This is a genomic window from Sulfitobacter sp. LC.270.F.C4, assembly GCF_032922545.1.
In the GTDB taxonomy this organism is placed as follows: Bacteria; Pseudomonadota; Alphaproteobacteria; order Rhodobacterales; family Rhodobacteraceae; genus Sulfitobacter; species Sulfitobacter profundi.
In genome coordinates this window covers 2681628-2697761 of sequence record NZ_CP136692.1, presented here as the reverse complement: position 1 = coordinate 2697761, position 16134 = coordinate 2681628, and the positions used below count along the sequence as shown (strand labels likewise).

The following is a 16134-nucleotide window of genomic DNA, read 5'->3' as shown; positions in this document are numbered from 1 at the left end:
GTGGGGGTTAATCATTTATTAGGCTCCCTGCGCCTAGATGTCGGGGCAATGCAGGGGGACAGCTGATGAGCGTGGCAAGGCATGAGGCCGGCGCGGGCGATACGGCAGGCGGTACGACTACACCGGGAACTGTGGCGCGTATCCTGATCGTGGATGATCAGCGGTTTGATCGCATGCGGATCAAACGGCTTTGCGGTGGGCTCGACTTTCCCATCCGAATGTCCGAGGCGGAGAGTATCGCCGCCCTTGCCCAGCAGTTGGATGAGGGGGAGTTTGACCTGATCTTGCTGGATTACAACCTGCCCGATGGGAACGGGTTGCGCGGGCTGCAGATGATCCGGGCGCATCCGCAGAATGGTGCCGCGGCAACCGTGATGGTCACCGGGACGGATCAAACCGAGGTGGCGATCGAGGCGCTGCGCGGCGGGTGTAGCGATTACATCGCCAAGGATGAGCTTTCGCAAAGCACTTTGCGACGCTCGGCTTTCAACGCCCTGCAAAAGACAGCACTGCAACTGGGCATCACCACGCAGGAGCAGAAACGCTCTGAGGTTCAGAGTGTTCTGCGGCGCTTTGCCGGGGAATGTGCGCAGGAGATAAAGCCGATGGTCGGCGACGTGATGCGCGACCTGCGCGCGCTCGACCGGTCGAACCCGGCGCTGGTGGAGGAAGAGCTGGCAAAGGTCGATTATACTTTCCTACGCCTGTGGGAGTTTGTAGAGGATCTGGCCAGCTTTCAAGGCAGCGAGCTTGCCGAAGGCGATCTTGCCGATCCGCCAAAACCGACACCGGGTCTGGGTGCCGGATGGGGTGGGGCAGTCGGGTGACGGGGCTGTCCACGGTGAGGCTGTTCGCGCAGGCGTTGTAGGGCGCGCTTGGTGGCGCGTTAGCGGGGCGGGCCCCGCCTGCCTTTTCCGCTCGCGTGGATCGTGCCGAGCATCCCTGATTTTTGCCAGAGCCCACAGCGCCTCCACCCGGCAGACCCCCGCATATCACCCGCCAAACGTATGCATAGCCCTTGCAGGAGCGGCAAAATTGGCCTATACGCGCCCTGTCTAAGGGGCGGTTACAGCTTCGGGCGCGATATAACGGGCAGGGTCGGTACCAACCGGCCCTCTTTTGTTTGCGTTCGGCTGCGGGTTTACCGCTGTGCCTTTGCTTCGGAGCTTCTCCGGCGTGATCTGCACGGTGCCACCACAACGACCAATTGCAACTCCAGACCGGCGGAGACAACCGCGCGGCCAGAAACATTTGATAAGGATACGAAAAGCTACATGACTAAAGCAATGGACGAATTCGAAGCGCTTCTGAACGAAAGCTTCGAAATGGACACGCCCCAAGAGGGCACAGTCGTCAAAGGCAAGGTGATCGCTGTCGAAGCGGGCCAAGCCATCATCGACGTCGGCTACAAAATGGAAGGCCGCGTTGAGCTCAAAGAATTTGCTGATCCCGGCGAATCCCCCAAGATCGAAGTTGGCGACGAAGTCGAAGTTTTCCTTCGCCAAGTCGAAAACGCGCGTGGCGAAGCTGTCATCAGCCGCGAAATGGCCCGCCGTGAGGAAGCCTGGGATCGTCTGGAAAAAGCCTATGCTGCAGAAGAGCGTGTCGAAGGCGCGATCTTTGGCCGTGTCAAAGGTGGCTTCACCGTCGACCTCGGCGGCGCAGTTGCGTTCCTGCCCGGTTCGCAGGTCGATGTCCGCCCCGTGCGCGACGCGGGCCCGCTCATGGGTCTCAAGCAGCCGTTCCAAATCCTCAAGATGGACCGCCGTCGTGGCAACATCGTTGTATCGCGCCGTGCGATCCTCGAAGAGTCCCGCGCCGAACAGCGTGCCGAAGTCATTGGCAACCTGACCGAAGGTCAGACCGTCGATGGTGTGGTCAAGAACATCACCGAATACGGCGCGTTTGTTGACCTTGGCGGCGTTGATGGCCTGCTGCACGTCACCGACATGGCATGGCGCCGCGTGAACCACCCCTCTGAGATCCTGTCGATCGGCGAGACCATCAAGGTCCAGGTCATCAAGATCAACAAAGAGACGCACCGCATCAGCCTCGGCATGAAGCAGTTGCAAGAAGATCCGTGGGATCTGGTTGGCGCGAAATACCCGCTTTCCTCCGTGCACAGCGGTCGTGTGACCAACATCACCGATTACGGCGCATTTGTTGAGCTGGAGCCGGGCGTTGAAGGTCTGGTTCACGTGTCCGAGATGTCTTGGACCAAGAAGAACGTGCACCCCGGCAAGATCGTGTCCACTTCGCAAGAAGTCGAAGTCATGGTTCTGGAAATCGACAGCGCCAAGCGTCGTGTTTCCCTTGGTCTCAAGCAGACCATGCGCAACCCATGGGAAGTGTTCGCTGAAACACACCCCGAGGGCACCGAAGTCGAAGGCGAAGTCAAGAACATCACCGAATTCGGTCTGTTCGTTGGCCTGCCCGGCGACATCGACGGCATGGTTCACCTCTCCGACCTCAGCTGGGACCAGCGCGGCGAAGAAGCGATCCAAGACTACCGTAAAGGTGACGTGGTTCAGGCCGTCGTCTCCGAAGTCGACGTTGAGAAAGAGCGCATCTCGCTCTCAATCAAGAACGTTGGCGGTGACAAGTTCGCCGAAGCCGTTGGCGGCGTGAAGCGCGGCTCGATCGTGACCGTTACCGTGACTTCCATCGAAGAAGGTGGCATCGAAGTCGAATACGAAGGCATGAAGAGCTTCATCCGTCGTTCCGACCTCAGCCGTGACCGTGCCGAACAGCGCCCTGAGCGTTTCTCGGTCGGTGACAAGGTTGACGTGCGTATCACCAACGTTGATGCCAAGGCACACCGTCTGGGCGTCTCCATCAAGGCGCGCGAGATCGCAGAAGAGAAAGAGGCGGTACAGCAGTACGGTTCCTCCGACTCCGGCGCGAGCTTGGGCGACATCCTTGGTGCGGCGCTGAAAGGCGACGACGAGTAAGCACATTCCACGTTGAATGTGTGATCTTAGCGAAGGCCCCGCATGGCAACATGCGGGGCCTTTTTGCCTTCGCGCCCCGCAGTCGAATCGCAAAGCGGGATTAGGGATGTGCGCCCAATCCCTGTGCATCAGAGCCTTTGCGGGCAGTATGCGGCGGAAAAAAGCCGAAATAACAGGGGTTTCGCTGCGAAAAATCTATCGCAGCGCTGGTGGAACACCTTCCCGTGTGGGGCGTTATTTCCTATAGTCGGTTAAGACATCAATAAATTCTCGGGGGACGTGCCATGATCCGGTCGGAACTGATCCAGAAGATCGCTGACGACAATCCGCATCTTTATCAACGTGATGTTGAGCGGATCGTAAACACGGTCTTTGACGAGATCACGGGCGCCATGTCGCGTGGAGACCGGGTTGAACTGCGCGGCTTTGGCGCTTTTTCGGTTAAAAAGCGCGATGCCCGCGTGGGGCGCAACCCGCGCACCGGTGAGACAGTGAATGTCGAAGAAAAGCACGTGCCCTTCTTCAAGACCGGCAAGTTACTGCGCGACCGGCTGAACGGGAAAAGCTGATGCGTTACATTCGTTATGCCTGCATCGCGCTGTTCGCGGTGGCGCTGGTTTCCGTTGCCTTGGCGAACCGAAATATCGTGACACTTCAGGTGCTTCCAACCGAGATTTCAGGTTGGTTTGCGGTGAACCCATCCGTGGAACTGCCGCTCTTTATTGTAATCCTTGGCGGGATTATCGTGGGTCTCTTGGTTGGTTTTGTCTGGGAATGGATCCGAGAGCACGGCCACCGGGCAGAACTGGCGCGACAGGCCCGCGAGCGGCGTCGCCTAGAGCGCGAAGTGATCCGCCTTAAGGAAGAGAAGCATCAGGGCAAGGATGAGGTGCTGGCGCTGCTGGACGAAGCAGGCTAAACCCCTCCCATGCCCGAGAATGTTAACGTAAAAATTTGCGGTTTGACCGACCCCGCGGATGTGCCCGCCGCCCTTTTGGCGGGCGCTCGGACGCTGGGCTTTGTCTTTTTCGAAAAATCCCCGCGCCATCTGTCGCTTGAGGCCGCAGCCCATATGACGGAAGCGGTGCCAGATGGCATTTGCAAAGTCGCACTGACCGTCAACGCGGATGATGCAGCGCTTGATGCGCTGCTCGCGGCGGTGCCGTTTCTCGACATGCTACAGCTTCACGGCAGCGAAAGCCCCGCGCGGGTGGCCGAGGTCAAGGCCCGCTATGGGCTGCCGGTGATGAAGGCCATCGGCGTGGCGGACCGCGCTGATTTGGCGGTGCTGAACGACTATGTGACGGTCGCGGATCAGCTTTTGGTTGATGCCAAACCGCCGAAGGACGCGGTCCTGCCCGGTGGGAATGGTTTGGCATTTGACTGGCGGCTGATCGCAGGGCGGCGCTGGCCGAAGCCTTGGATGCTCGCCGGTGGTTTGAATGCAGACAACGTCGGAGAGGCGATTGCCCTTACCGGGTCGCGGCAGGTCGATGTGTCCTCTGGCGTTGAAAGTGCGCCGGGTGTGAAGGATGCGGAGCGTATTCGCGCCTTTTGCGAAGCGGCACTGAAGTAAGCCCTTTCAGATCAAAAGAAGAAAGGCCCGGTGGCAATGCCCCGGGCCTTTCATATTCAAGTCGCCGAAGGGCCGGATCAGATCGATTGATCGTAGTCGCCGACGCCCGGCTCGGTCCGGATCACTGCGTCGATATCGGCAAAGATGGCGCGCATTTCGGCTTCGGATTCGGGGCTTTCGCAAACCACGACAAGGTTCGGCGTGTTGGACGACGCCCGCACGAGGCCCCAGCCGCCGTTGTCGAGCATGACGCGCGCGCCGTTCACGGTGATCACCTCGGCAATAGCGCGCCCGCCAATCTTGTCTCCGGCCTCTGCTTTGGCGACCAGCTTTTCAACCAGACGGTCGAGGATGTCGTATTTCTCGGTGTCCGCGGCGTAGGGCGACATGGTCGGCGTGGCCCAAGTCTGGGGCAGGGCGCGGCGTAGGTCAGACATGGACATGTCAGGGTTGCGGTCCATCAGCTTGCAGATTTCTACCGCGACGCGCATGCCGCAGTCATAGCCCCGGCCAATCGGCTCGGCCAAGAAATAGTGGCCGGATTTCTCAAAGCCCGCCAGCGCGCCCAGTTCTTTGACGCGGCGCTTCATGTGGCTGTGGCCGGTTTTCCAGTAGTCGGCCCTGGCCCCGTGTTTTTGCAACTCAGGGTCAGAGGCAAAGAGCCCGGTGGATTTCACATCCGCGACAAAGGTGCTGTTGGGGTAAAGTTTCACCAGATCGCGGGCCATGATGACGCCCATCTTGTCGGCGAAGATTTCTTCGCCCTCGTTGTCCACCACGCCGCAGCGGTCGCCGTCACCATCAAAACCAAGCGCCAGATCGGCGCCGGAGGCGCGCACGCTGTCGGCCATGTCGTGCAGCATTTCCATGGCTTCGGGGTTCGGGTTGTAATGGGGGAAAGTGTAGTCCAGCGTGTTGTGGCTATCGACAACCTCGACCCCCAGCCGGCGGAACAGCTCAGGCGCGAAGGCCGAGGCGGTGCCGTTGCCAGTGGCGCAGACGACCTTGAGCTTGCGGGTCATTTTGAAGTCCCCAACAAGGTCGTCGAGGTAGGCTTCGCGCACACCGTCGACAAATTCATAGGCACCGCCCGGACGCCGCTCGCCCCGGCCATTCAGGACGATGTCGCGCAGCTCGCCCATCTCATCGGGGCCGTGGGTCAGGGGGCGTTGGAAGCCCATTTTAACGCCGGTCCAGCCGTTCGGGTTGTGGCTGGCGGTGACCATGGCGACCGCCGGAGCATCAAGGTGGAACTGCGCGAAATAGGCCATGGGGGAAAGGGCGGGGCCGATATCCTTGACCGTGATCCCGGCCTGCATCAGCCCAAGCATCAGAGCATTTTTGATCGACAGCGAATAGTCGCGATAGTCATTGCCCACGGCGATGACAGGCTCGATCCCGCGCGCGTGCATTTGCGTGCCAAGGCCAAGGCCAAGCGCGGTGATGCCGGGCAGGTTGATGTCGTCGGGATATTTCCAACGCGCGTCATATTCGCGAAAGCCTGTCGGGGTGATCATCGCATCGCGAAGAAATTCCCAAGTGTTCGGGGTCACGGTGGAGGCCGGTTTACTCACGTCAAATACTCGCTTTTTGGGATAAATTTAGAAAGTCAGCGGATGGCTTTTTGCCAGCGCATCGAATTGCATCAGCAGATTGATCAGCCCTGGCATCTGGTCGAGGTAAATCATGTTGGGCCCATCGCTCGGCGCGCGATCGGGGTCTTCGTGCGTCTCCATAAAAATAGCGGCGACGCCGATGGATGCGGCCGCGCGCGCCATGACGGGCGCAAATTCGCGCTGACCGCCCGAAGAGCCGCCCTTGCCACCCGGCTGCGCGACGGAATGTGTCGCGTCCATCACCACCGGATAGCCGGTTTGGGCCATCTGCGGCAGGCTGCGCATGTCGGCAACCAACGTGTTGTATCCAAAGGTCGTGCCGCGCTCGGTCAAGAGGATGTTCTTATTGCCGGTGCTTTCGATCTTGTCGACGATGTTTTGCATTTCCCAAGGGGCGAGGAACTGGCCCTTCTTGACGTTCACGGCCTTGCCCGTTTCGCCAGCGGCCAGCAGGATATCGGTCTGGCGGCAGAGAAACGCAGGGATCTGCAGCACGTCGACCACTTCACCAGCTTGGGCGCATTGCGCTTCGTTATGCACATCCGTCAGCACAGGCACATCATTGGCGCGGGCCACGGATTGCAGGACTTGCAGACCCTTTTCAATGCCCAAACCACGTTTGCCCGAGAGGGAGGTGCGGTTGGCCTTGTCATAGCTGGCCTTGAAGATGAACTGCGCGCCAGCCGCGTCACAGGCTTCTTTCAGGATGCCTGCGATCATCTGCGCGTGGTCTTCGCTCTCCAACTGGCAGGGGCCAGCGATCACGGTGAGGGGACGGTCGTTGCCGACGGTCAGGTTGCCAATGCGCAGCTGGGTCATGAAGTTACCTGTTCTCTTAGAATGGACGCTGTCAGGGACAACATCAGGTAGATGCCTGCAAAGATAAGAAAAGCCAATATCGTGTTTTCGAACTTGCGGGGGTAGGTTGCCTCGTCCGGGGCCACGGGGTTTACGGCCACGGTGAGGTAGCGTACCTGCCGCCCGGCCTCGGTTCGGGCTTGCTCCATTGCGGTTTGCGCGCTTTGCAGCACCATGTCGGCGGCGGCCAGATCGGCCTGCGCAAGCTGCGCCGCGACCGCCTGTTGCGCCAGCGAGTTTTCGCCTTCGTTGGCGGCGGTCATGCGTTCGCGCAGTTTGGTCAGCTGTTCGCGAAGCCGCCGCACATCGCCGCGCGCGCCGTCGACCTTGGCTTGGTTCGGGCGCTGGTTGTCGAGCAGAGCGGCGAGTTCGAGTTCTTTCTCAATCAACAGGGTTTCGTAATTGGTGATCTGGGTCCGGATCGAGGCGATCATCGCTTCGGGATCGACGTTGTTGTCGACCTGCAGTTTGATCAGCGCTTCCTGCGCCGCGCGGCGGTTTGTCTGCGCGGTCTCATAGCCTTCGAGCGCGTCACGCATGCCGTCTTCGCGCTTTTGCTTGCTCAGGTCGTTGACCCGCTCTTCGGCATAGGTGAGCAGGCGTTTCGAGAATTCTTCCGACACCTCTGGATCGGCGGCGATGACCTCCATCCGGATCACGCCTTCGGTCGGGTCATAGCCGATTTTGACGTTCTTTTTGTAGGTCTTGTAGGATTCCTCATTGGTGGGGCTTTCCGAAAGCCGCTGGATCGCGTCGATCTGCGGGTCTGCGAAATGCGTGCGAAAGCCTGCGTCCTCATCAAGGCGCAGCATTGCGTCTTTCGATTGCAGATAGGCCTGCGTGGCGATGCTGTCTGCGCTATTGGCGAATTGCGTGGGCAGTAACCCGCCAAAGGGGCTGGTGCCGCCGCCGCCTTCGTTCTGGATGATCAGAAACTGGCTTTCAGTGGCATACATCGGCGTGGCGATTTTGTAGAAATAATAGCCCGCCGCGAAGGTCGGCAGCATGACAAAGAAGGCAAGCCGCACCATCAGCATGGCCGCTTTACGGCGACGGCGGCGGGTGATGTCGCGCTGAATGTCGGAAATCTCGCGCTGGCGGCGCTCTGCGGGGCTCACATCGGTCGAGGGCAGGCCGCGGGGGCCGCGCGGAGTGGTCTGCGGCAGCTGCACCTTTGCGTCGCCGGGCTGCCCACGGGTGGCGGGCAGATCGCTGCCGCCCTGATCTCCCGATTGCGGCACCACGAGTTCCAGCATGTTGGACCGCTGAAACGGGTCGATCCCCTTGGCGCGCAAAAGGCGCACGGCGTCGAAATCCGAGGTCGGTGCCAGCCCGTGTTTCTGCGCCACGCGGCGCGCCATGCGCAATTGGCGGCCCGTCAACCCTTCGCGGCGGATCGCGTCGATATCCTGCTCGGCCGACACTTCCTTGGCCGACGACACCTCTCCGCTGCGGGGGCTTTCAGGATCCGAGGTTTTGCCGCTGCGCGCGGCATGTTCCAAGGCTTCCTTGCTGTACGACGGTTCTACCTGCGTTGCATCGGCCACGGCGCGCAGCTTGGCCGTTCTCTCGGCCTTTTCGGCATCGGTCTGCGGTGCCTGCGCTTTCGCTGCACTGCTCGGCGATGCGCCGGAGGCGGCGGGCGGCGGTGCCTTGCGGATGCGGAATTTCCTAGCCTTGGGTTTCGTAGTCATAGAGCTGTTTCGCTTCTTCCAAGGTGTCGAACATATGTAATTTACCATCCAAAAGGACAGCGGCGGAGCGGGCGAACTTTTCAAGCGTATGGGCCTGATGCGAAACGATGATGATCGTCGTGGTTTGCAACCGTTCTTTCAGAATGTCGCCCGCCTTGCGGTTGAACTCTACGTCTGTCGTGCCGGGCATGCCTTCGTCAATCAGATAGATATCAAAATCCAGCGCCAACATCAGCGCGAAAGAGAACCGCGCCCGCATCCCTGCGGAATAGGTGCCAAGCGGTTGGTCGAAATATTCGCCCAAGCCGCACAGCCAGCGGCAAAAACTCTCGACGTAATCCGGGTCGAGCCCATAGAGCCGCGCGATATAGCGGGCGTTTTCCATGGCTGAGACTTTGTTGACGACGCCGCCCATAAAACCCAATGGAAACGAGATGTTACAGCTGCGCCTGATCTCACCATCATCCGGTTTCTCAAGCCCGGCCATCATGTTGATCAGGGTGGTTTTGCCGGTGCCGTTGGGGGCCAGAATGCCCAAGGACTTGCCAAGTTCCACGCGAAAAGACACCCGGTCAAGGATGACCTTGTGCTGCGATCCCGTCCAAAAGGACTTGGACACATTTTCAAATTCCAGCATTCCCTGCTCCGGTTGGTGCTGAGCGCGGCCTCTCGGCGCCTCTTGTATCAGAGGTACCTTAACCGTTTATGCGCCGAATTTGACCACAATATGTCGAAATGCAGGCGATGGCCGCCGCAAGTCGCCGTGCGGGCAGGGCACGAGCAGCGCTGCGGCGGCTCAAACCGCCGCCTGTAGCGCGGTCGCTGGGCAAGCCGCCGGGGCGATGTCGGCTTGCCTATCTGCGCAGCGGTCGGTGCGGTGGTCAGTGCAGCGTGTGGGTGCTTTCGGTCGGGGTCATCTCGCCGATGTAGCTGACGTTCATCAAGGCTGCCTGCGTGCGGTCGCCGTCGATGTTTTGCACAGGGCCCACAGGCACGGCGCTCATCAGGCCAAGCCGGGTCATCCACCGGCTAAAGGTGGCAGGCACAATGCCCAAAACGTGGCTTGCGCCCATGGCATAGGCGGCACCGGCCATCTGGTTCATGAGCATACGTTGCACGGCAATGCGGCGCTGCGCGGGGACCGCGCTGGTCAGGAAAAGGCGGGTCGCTTCCCAAATGTCATCGCGGACGGGCGCTTTGAAAAACAGCACGTCCTGCGGAATGTCCGGCAGCATCCCGAGCTGCGCATCGCGCAGCATGTAGCTGTACTGCGCGCAGGTCGAGGTGGTGGGCATCAGACGCACGCCGCCCATGACCTCTCCATACTCGTGCAGAACGATCCAGCGCGCGCGGGGCGTGTCGTACTGGTCAAACTCCATCCCATCAACCTGAGGGAGATCCCATTGCTTGTCATCGATAAAGATTCGGCGTCGGGCCCGGAGGAAATTGACGAATAATTCACCGTGCTGATGCATGTTTAAAAACGACAAAGTTGTGGCGCGCATGTACGGATTGGCCCGGGCGAGGGCCTCTGGGCTGTAGGGATCAGGTTCAGCCGCTTTGGGGCCAAGGAGTTTACGGGGAAAACGATTATTTTTAACTTCCAACGCTTTAGCGTCTTGTGGCGTCAGTTCGGGAAGAACATCCTGCCAAGATTTCCCACTGAAGCTCCGTCCTTGCAGACTCATGTTTGACCTCGAAAATTCGCTGTAAAAATAACTCTTATCAAGAGGCTAACCTCTAGTTGCATGAAATGGCCATACTTATGTCCCATTTCCGGGTGTAGAAGTGGGGAAGATCGCGTCTAACATGTGCGACGATGCCGAAATGCAACATGTTAAGGGCGTTTGTCGGCAGAATGCTGACATTCGAGCAGCCGACCGAAGAAAACGAGAGCGATGTCGCAGGAAAAAGTAACATACGGGCCGATTCATACGCCGCATCTCGCTGACGCGACTAAGGTGCAGCAGATGCGGGATTATTCCCAAGTCGGCGTTAACCTGTTCTGGCAGCGGCAAATGATTTTTGCGGCGGCCATTTGCCTGTCCGCTTTCTACTACGAACTTTGGCTGTCGATCACGACGTTGATCTTTATCGCGATTTCCGAGACCTTTGACTACCTTCTCTTCTTGCGCATCACCCGGTGGCGCGGGCGCAGCCCCCGTTTGGCGCGGTTGTTCATGAACCGCATCTACCTCGGGACGGTGCTAAGCGCCGGGGTGATCAGCTATTTCGCGCTTGGGATTGCGCTTCAGCAGGGGGCGACGACCCATTTTCTGCCGCTGTTCTTCCTATTCGCGGCAGCGCTTTTTGCGTCGATGAACAACCATCATATCCTGCCAGTGTTGATGCTGCGGCTTGCGATCTATGGGGCGACATTCCTGTTCATACCAATCTGGGACATCGTCCGCACCGGGGCGAGCATAGAGTCCGAGCTCTGGACCCAGTTGTTCACCGTGGTCTTCGTGCTTTATTTCATCGTCGATTGCTCGCGTATCTTCATGAAAATGTACCGCACCAACCTGCGCCAGTTGGAAGAGTTGAAAGCAGAGCATGAGAAAACCAAGATCGCGTTTAAGGTAAAAACCGAATTCGTTTCGACCATTAGCCACGAGCTGCGCACGCCGATGACATCGATCAAAGGGTCGCTCGATATGGCCTGCGCCGGGGTTCTGGGTGAAATGACCCCGCAGATGGAGAAGGTCTTGAAGATCGCGCAGCGCAATTCGGCGCGGCTCACGTCGATCATTAACGAGATTCTCGACCTGCAAAAGTTCGAGGCGGGCAAGGTGAGCTTTGATATCGAACCGCTTGAAGTGCAAACGATTATCGAAGACGCGATTGAGCTTAATCAGGCTTTTGCAGGCAACTTGGGCGTGACGCTGCGCTATGCCAAGCCTTCGGATGCGGCGGGCATTGCCACCGATGAAAAACGCCTGCAGCAGGTGATGTCCAACCTTCTGTCCAATGCGGCCAAATTCTCGCCCGCGGGGTCGACGGTGAAGGTCACCTCCGTCAAGCACGAGGATAAGGTGCGGATCAGCGTGATTGACGAGGGGATCGGCCTTGCGGAATCCGAGCGGGAGAAGGTCTTTGACGAATTCTCGCAGATCGACTCGTCTGACCAGCGCGCCGTGGGTGGCACCGGTCTGGGCATGAACATCTCCAAGCGGATCATCGAAGCCTTGGGCGGTCAGATCGACTACTTCAAAAACGCGGGCCCCGGCACGACGTTCTATATCGATATGCCGTTGGGCAATGGGTCCGGGCGCGAGTTGGCGCATGGGATACATGTCAAAGATATGGTCAACGGGGACGGGCCGATCGGCGATGAAGAGCCCCAGAAACCCTCCGGGGATCGGGCCGCGGCCTAGGTTCGCGGCGGCCCGGCCCGTCGTCAGTGGCCAATCACTTTCGTCTCGGCGCAGCTTTGTTGTGCGTCTTTCGTGGCCTGCGTGCCGTGGTGCGGGTCAAAGCGGTCTGCCAACACCGCTTTGACCTGATCGCGGATATGCGCAGGGGGATGCCCGTGCCCCATTAGGCCACCAATTGCCAAGCCATGCCCGCGAAGATGGCTCCGACAAAGGCAAAGGCAAGATAGGCGGCAAAGACATGCGGTTTGACCAGCGCCCAGACAGCAATGGCCGCCGGGATGCAGCTGACCCCGCCTGCGATGACAAAGGACATGGCCGCGCCTTGGGTCATGCCTTGGGCCAACAGCGCGTCGATCAAGGGGACCGCGGCATAGCCGTTGAGATAGGCCGGTGCCCCCACCAAAGCGCCGAGTATGATGGGCATGATCCCGGTGCCGCCCAAGATATTGGCGATCCATTCTGCGGGCACGTAGGTCAGCATCAAGGCTTCGACCACATAGGCGAGCGTAAGCCATTTCACGAGGAAAACCGCGTTGGTCAGCGCCGTGTCGCTAAAGCTCGCGCGGCGCTCGGCCTCTTGCCAGAACTTCCAAACCGGCGCGCCGGAGAAGGGTTTGGCCGAAGAACAGCAGCTGCTTTTCGCGGGCTGGGCGCGCAGCGGATCATTAAAGAGCGGGGTCCGCGATAGGGCCAAGACGGTGAAGCCGCCGAACATGCCAACGCCGAGTGCTGCGATGGTTTTCGCCACGGCGAAATCGAACCCCAGCGTGCCGGAGGTGATCGCGAACATCGCCGGATCCATCAAGGGGGAGGCAAGCCAGAAGGCCATAACCGCACCCAGCGGGGCGCCAACGGCGAGCAGGGCAGCGATAAAGGGGATCACCTCGCAGCTGCAAAAGGGCGACAGCCCGCCAAGGGCGGCGGCCATGACCACCATCCGGGCCGGATTGCCCTCAAATGCGCGGGCGAGCAGGCTCTCGGCGCCGCTGGCTTTGAGATATGCCACGGCCAGCACGGCGAAGGCGATGAACGGGGCGGTGCCCAAAAGCGCCTCGGCGGTGAAGGTAACGGTCGGCACGATTTGCGGGGGATCCAGCAGGGCGATGAGGGCAAGAAGAGCCAAGGTGATGCCCCAAGCGCCTTTCAAGAACGCCAGTCGATGGAGCACGGGAGGGGATTGCGTGGTTTCAGCCATGATCGTGCTCCGTACATTCGTTGATTGCGTCTGCGCAGCATTCGGTGAGCAGGAAATTCGCCAGCGCCTGCACTTCTTCATAGGCGACGGCGGCGCAAATTGTGCTGCGGCCTTGCTTTTCTTGTTTCACCAATCCGGCAGAGGCCAAGAGTTTCAGGTGATGCGTCAGGGTCGAGCCGGTCACCCCAGTGCGTTCGCCCAGCGTGCCGATGCTCAGCCCCGCCGATCCGGCGCGCACCAAGGTGCGCAGCACCAAGAGGCGCTGTTCCGATCCAAGTGCTGCAAAGCTGCTGGCGGCGAGGGTGAGGGCGGGGGTTGCGGATTCTTGTTTCATGATTCTAGAAATATCGAAATGTCAGCCTTACGCAAGCTTTATTTCGATATTTGTCGAAGTGATCTGTTGCGGCCCTTTATCTTTCGGCCCTACCGCTTATCTCCTCCTCATGAAGGATATCCGAGATGATCTGGCGGCCTGCCGCCTTTGTGCCGAGCGTTTTGCCGTGACGGCGACCCAGCATCGCCCACGGCCCATCGTCTGGTTCAAACCCGGCGCGCGGCTGCTGATTGCCAGCCAAGCGCCCGGCAAACGGGTGCATGAGGCGGGCAAGCCGTTTTGGGACATGTCCGGCACCCGTCTGCGCGACTGGTTGGGCTTGGACGAGGCGACATTCTATGACCGCAACCGTGTTGCCATCGTGCCGATGGGCTTTTGCTTTCCGGGCTATGACGCCAAGGGCAGTGACCTGCCGCCGCCGCGTATCTGTGCCCAAACTTGGCGCAAGCCCGTGCTCGAGATGCTGCCCGACCTGCGTCTGACGGTGCTGATCGGGGCCTATGCGATGAAGTATCACCTGCCCGGATTCCGCAATGTGACCGAGGCCGTCGCGGGGTGGCGGGATCATCCACCGGGGGTCTTTGCCTTGCCTCATCCGTCTTGGCGCAATACCGGATGGTTGAACAAGAATCCCTGGTTCGCGGAAGAGGTCTTGCCCCGTCTGCGCGCCGCCGTGTCCGAGGTGATGAATGACCGACCGCCAAACTGACCCCCAAGCTGACCTTAAGACAGCCCGGTTGATTGAGCCGACCCCGCTGGACCAAGCCCATGCCGCGATGATGGCCGCTCCCGACGATGATGCTGCCCGCCTGCGCTTTTACGAGCGTATCGCGGATGTTGAGCTTTTCATGTTGTTGGAGGATGAACCGCAGGGCGATCAGATCAGCCCGGTGTTGCTCGAGGACAGCTATGTCATGGTTTTCGACCGCGCCGCGCGGCTCTCGGCCCATGTGGGGGAGGCGTCTCCCTATGTGGCGCTTTCGGGTCGGTCGATTGCCGCGATGTTGGAGGGCCAGCCGCTTGGTATGGCGGTGAACATCGGCGTGGCCCCGTCGGAAATCCTGTTGCCTGCCGAGGCGTTGGACTGGCTGCGCAGCACCTTGGCCCATGCCCCGGGTGAAGTGGAGGCGGGCATCGATCAGGTGTTCCCCCCGCAGGGGCTGCCAGAGACGCTGATCGCCGCGATCGACGCCAAGCTGGCAACAGCGACCGGCATGGCGGCAGGGGCCTTCCTCGTTGGGGTCGAATATACCGGCGGCGGGCGCGGGCATCTGCTGGCCTTCGTCGGCGCGATCCCCCGCGCGCAGGATGCGCTGGTGCGGGCAGCCTCAGAGGCGCTGACCTTTTCGGGGATCGAGGCAGGGGCGATGGATGTGGGCTTCTTTGGTCCCAACGATGCGGTGGTCGAAAAACTGGCCCGCGTTGGCCTGCGCTTTGACCTGCCGCAGATGGAGCCTTTGCAGAACACGCCACGGATGGCCCCGGGCAGTGATCCGGCGAAACCGCCGAAACTGCGCTAATTTTGCCTTGAGGCAAAGAAAAGGCGGGCAGGGCAATCACGCCCGCCCGCCTTTTTCATTGCATCTTGCCAGTCTTAGCGGCGGCGGTCGCGCCGGGCGCTCATGGGTTGGAAAGCGACGCCGACGTGGGCCTCGCAATAGGGTTTGCCCTGTTGTACGGGCAGGCCGCAGAACCAGAAGTCATCGGTCGCGGGGTCGCCGACGGGCCATTTGCAGGTCCGCTCGGTCAGTTCCATCAGGCCGATCTTCTTGGCCTTCTTCTCGATTTCGCTGACCTTGGCGAGCGCCTCTGGGCTGATCTCATTGGCCGAAGGCTGCGGCGGCAGCGGTTGGCCTGCGGGGATGATCTGTTTGCGCGCGGGCAGGTTGGGCTTGGGCGCCGGGGCTGCGGCGGGCTCTTCGGCTTCGGGCGCAGGGGCGGCTTCGGCCTCGGGTTCCGCTGCTGGCTTGGCGGCGGGCTTTGGCTTGGCCTCGGCTTTGGGCGCTGCGGGCTTGGCCTTGGGCTCTGGCTTGGCAGCCGCTGCGGCGGCGGGTGCCCCGGCGGTACGGTTCGACAGGCCCAGACGGTGCACCTTGCCGATCACGGCATTGCGCGTCACCCCGCCCAGTTCTTTCGCGATCTGGCTGGCGGACTGGCCTTCGCCCCACATCTTTTTAAGTGTCTCTACGCGCTCATCAGTCCAGGACATACGGGGTTCCCCAGTTAAAAAGCGGCCCCATAGCCCGGACCGCTTTGTCAGTGTATCGGCCCCCATTTTATCTTCTGGGGCCGCAGGTGCAAGCGCCGATGCCCCTTGAGGGCGGCGCGCTGCGATTGGGGCTTTACGTGGGGGATGAAGGGCGGCTATGCAAGGCCCATGATCAAATGTGCCACATATTCCATCCGACGACGCTTCGTTCGATAAACATGGCGCCCTTTAGGGGGCGGCGTGATGGCCTGATCTCGCAGCAGACATGCTGCACCCTTTCAAAAACAACCAAATCCCATTGACCCTGCGCCAGCCCCATGCCCTTTT

Annotated in this window: 17 protein-coding genes; 8 read left to right on the top strand and 9 right to left on the bottom strand. The window is 60.4% G+C overall.

What is annotated here, in order from left to right:
* Positions 1 to 65 precede the first annotated feature (65 nt).
* From R1T45_RS17055 to R1T45_RS17035, 5 genes are all read left to right on the top strand, one after another.
* Positions 66 to 827 carry a response regulator gene (locus R1T45_RS17055; protein ID WP_317389667.1) on the top strand — a complete coding sequence of 254 codons (762 nt, stop codon included), beginning with the start codon at positions 66 to 68 and terminating at the stop codon, positions 825 to 827.
* A gap of 180 nt (positions 828 to 1007) precedes the next feature.
* Positions 1008 to 2951 (top strand): 30S ribosomal protein S1, encoded by a 1944-nt coding sequence (rpsA, locus tag R1T45_RS17050; RefSeq protein ID WP_260012292.1) that lies wholly within the window; start codon positions 1008 to 1010, stop codon positions 2949 to 2951.
* Positions 2952 to 3235: 284 nt separating this feature from the next.
* Entirely contained in the window at positions 3236 to 3520 is a 285-nt protein-coding gene (ihfB, locus tag R1T45_RS17045; RefSeq protein ID WP_067626061.1) for an integration host factor subunit beta, read from the top strand.
* On the top strand, positions 3520 to 3870 hold the full coding sequence (locus R1T45_RS17040) for a lipopolysaccharide assembly protein LapA domain-containing protein (protein WP_067626059.1): 351 nt from the start codon (positions 3520 to 3522) through the stop codon (positions 3868 to 3870). Before ihfB ends, R1T45_RS17040 begins: the two co-directional genes overlap by 1 nt.
* A 9-nt stretch (positions 3871 to 3879) precedes the next feature.
* Positions 3880 to 4527, top strand: a complete 648-nt coding sequence (locus R1T45_RS17035; RefSeq protein ID WP_120350586.1) for a phosphoribosylanthranilate isomerase — start codon at positions 3880 to 3882, stop codon at positions 4525 to 4527.
* 77 nt (positions 4528 to 4604) lie between these two features.
* Here R1T45_RS17035 and R1T45_RS17030 read toward each other — a convergent pair whose 3' ends face one another.
* From R1T45_RS17030 to R1T45_RS17010, 5 genes are all read right to left on the bottom strand, one after another.
* Positions 4605 to 6101: a phosphomannomutase/phosphoglucomutase gene (locus tag R1T45_RS17030; RefSeq protein ID WP_317389666.1), complete on the bottom strand. Its 1497-nt coding sequence runs from the start codon at positions 6099 to 6101 to the stop codon at positions 4605 to 4607.
* Positions 6102 to 6128: 27 nt separating this feature from the next.
* Entirely contained in the window at positions 6129 to 6962 is an 834-nt protein-coding gene (kdsA, locus tag R1T45_RS17025; protein ID WP_067942157.1) for a 3-deoxy-8-phosphooctulonate synthase, read from the bottom strand.
* The gene (locus R1T45_RS17020; RefSeq protein ID WP_260012303.1) at positions 6959 to 8695 is read right to left on the bottom strand and encodes a capsule biosynthesis protein; all 1737 of its coding nucleotides are present in this window, start codon (positions 8693 to 8695) and stop codon (positions 6959 to 6961) included. The genes kdsA and R1T45_RS17020 overlap by 4 nt, the downstream gene beginning before the upstream one ends.
* Positions 8673 to 9332, bottom strand: a complete 660-nt coding sequence (locus R1T45_RS17015) for an ABC transporter ATP-binding protein (RefSeq protein WP_067628983.1) — start codon at positions 9330 to 9332, stop codon at positions 8673 to 8675. The genes R1T45_RS17020 and R1T45_RS17015 overlap by 23 nt, the downstream gene beginning before the upstream one ends.
* Positions 9333 to 9576: 244 nt before the next feature.
* Entirely contained in the window at positions 9577 to 10170 is a 594-nt protein-coding gene (locus tag R1T45_RS17010) for an acyl-homoserine-lactone synthase (RefSeq protein WP_317391119.1), read from the bottom strand.
* A gap of 495 nt (positions 10171 to 10665) precedes the next feature.
* On the opposite strand from R1T45_RS17010, the gene R1T45_RS17005 reads away from it, so the two are divergent.
* The gene (locus R1T45_RS17005; RefSeq protein WP_240791632.1) at positions 10666 to 12069 is read left to right on the top strand and encodes a sensor histidine kinase; all 1404 of its coding nucleotides are present in this window, start codon (positions 10666 to 10668) and stop codon (positions 12067 to 12069) included.
* Between the two features lie 23 nt (positions 12070 to 12092).
* Here R1T45_RS17005 and R1T45_RS17000 read toward each other — a convergent pair whose 3' ends face one another.
* Genes R1T45_RS17000 through R1T45_RS16990 form a run of 3 tightly spaced genes read right to left on the bottom strand, consistent with a single transcriptional unit; the run spans position 12093 to position 13598 of the window.
* On the bottom strand, positions 12093 to 12233 hold the full coding sequence (locus R1T45_RS17000; protein ID WP_165935589.1) for a hypothetical protein: 141 nt from the start codon (positions 12231 to 12233) through the stop codon (positions 12093 to 12095).
* Positions 12233 to 13264: a permease gene (locus R1T45_RS16995; RefSeq protein ID WP_317389665.1), complete on the bottom strand. Its 1032-nt coding sequence runs from the start codon at positions 13262 to 13264 to the stop codon at positions 12233 to 12235. The genes R1T45_RS17000 and R1T45_RS16995 overlap by 1 nt, the downstream gene beginning before the upstream one ends.
* Positions 13257 to 13598, bottom strand: a complete 342-nt coding sequence (locus R1T45_RS16990; protein ID WP_120350593.1) for an ArsR/SmtB family transcription factor — start codon at positions 13596 to 13598, stop codon at positions 13257 to 13259. Before R1T45_RS16990 ends, R1T45_RS16995 begins: the two co-directional genes overlap by 8 nt.
* A gap of 109 nt (positions 13599 to 13707) precedes the next feature.
* Between R1T45_RS16990 and R1T45_RS16985 the strand changes: the two genes are divergently transcribed.
* Together R1T45_RS16985 and R1T45_RS16980 are read left to right on the top strand one after the other, a co-directional pair.
* The gene (locus R1T45_RS16985; protein WP_209217339.1) at positions 13708 to 14307 is read left to right on the top strand and encodes a uracil-DNA glycosylase family protein; all 600 of its coding nucleotides are present in this window, start codon (positions 13708 to 13710) and stop codon (positions 14305 to 14307) included.
* A gap of 28 nt (positions 14308 to 14335) precedes the next feature.
* The gene (locus R1T45_RS16980) at positions 14336 to 15118 is read left to right on the top strand and encodes an SseB family protein (protein WP_317391117.1); all 783 of its coding nucleotides are present in this window, start codon (positions 14336 to 14338) and stop codon (positions 15116 to 15118) included.
* 74 nt (positions 15119 to 15192) lie between these two features.
* On the opposite strand, the gene R1T45_RS16975 is transcribed toward R1T45_RS16980, so the two are convergent.
* Positions 15193 to 15807 carry a GcrA family cell cycle regulator gene (locus tag R1T45_RS16975; protein WP_120350595.1) on the bottom strand — a complete coding sequence of 205 codons (615 nt, stop codon included), beginning with the start codon at positions 15805 to 15807 and terminating at the stop codon, positions 15193 to 15195.
* Positions 15808 to 16134: the final 327 nt, after the last annotated feature.

Bases quoted from the DNA above. Each gene is read 5' to 3' on its own strand.
- R1T45_RS17010 (WP_317391119.1), bottom strand. From the start codon at position 10,170: ATGCATCAGCACGGTGAATTATTCGTCAATTTCCTCCGGGCCCGACGC.
- R1T45_RS17005 (WP_240791632.1), top strand. From the start codon at position 10,666: ATGCGGGATTATTCCCAAGTCGGCGTTAACCTGTTCTGGCAGCGGCAA.
- R1T45_RS16985 (WP_209217339.1), top strand. From the start codon at position 13,708: ATGAAGGATATCCGAGATGATCTGGCGGCCTGCCGCCTTTGTGCCGAG.
- R1T45_RS17040 (WP_067626059.1), top strand. From the start codon at position 3,520: ATGCGTTACATTCGTTATGCCTGCATCGCGCTGTTCGCGGTGGCGCTG.
- R1T45_RS17055 (WP_317389667.1), top strand. From the start codon at position 66: ATGAGCGTGGCAAGGCATGAGGCCGGCGCGGGCGATACGGCAGGCGGT.
- R1T45_RS16990 (WP_120350593.1), bottom strand. From the start codon at position 13,598: ATGAAACAAGAATCCGCAACCCCCGCCCTCACCCTCGCCGCCAGCAGC.
- R1T45_RS16975 (WP_120350595.1), bottom strand. From the start codon at position 15,807: ATGTCCTGGACTGATGAGCGCGTAGAGACACTTAAAAAGATGTGGGGC.
- ihfB (WP_067626061.1), top strand. From the start codon at position 3,236: ATGATCCGGTCGGAACTGATCCAGAAGATCGCTGACGACAATCCGCAT.
- R1T45_RS16995 (WP_317389665.1), bottom strand. From the start codon at position 13,264: ATGGCTGAAACCACGCAATCCCCTCCCGTGCTCCATCGACTGGCGTTC.
- R1T45_RS17035 (WP_120350586.1), top strand. From the start codon at position 3,880: ATGCCCGAGAATGTTAACGTAAAAATTTGCGGTTTGACCGACCCCGCG.
- R1T45_RS17000 (WP_165935589.1), bottom strand. From the start codon at position 12,233: ATGGGGCACGGGCATCCCCCTGCGCATATCCGCGATCAGGTCAAAGCG.
- R1T45_RS17015 (WP_067628983.1), bottom strand. From the start codon at position 9,332: ATGCTGGAATTTGAAAATGTGTCCAAGTCCTTTTGGACGGGATCGCAG.
- kdsA (WP_067942157.1), bottom strand. From the start codon at position 6,962: ATGACCCAGCTGCGCATTGGCAACCTGACCGTCGGCAACGACCGTCCC.
- R1T45_RS17020 (WP_260012303.1), bottom strand. From the start codon at position 8,695: ATGACTACGAAACCCAAGGCTAGGAAATTCCGCATCCGCAAGGCACCG.
- rpsA (WP_260012292.1), top strand. From the start codon at position 1,008: ATGCATAGCCCTTGCAGGAGCGGCAAAATTGGCCTATACGCGCCCTGT.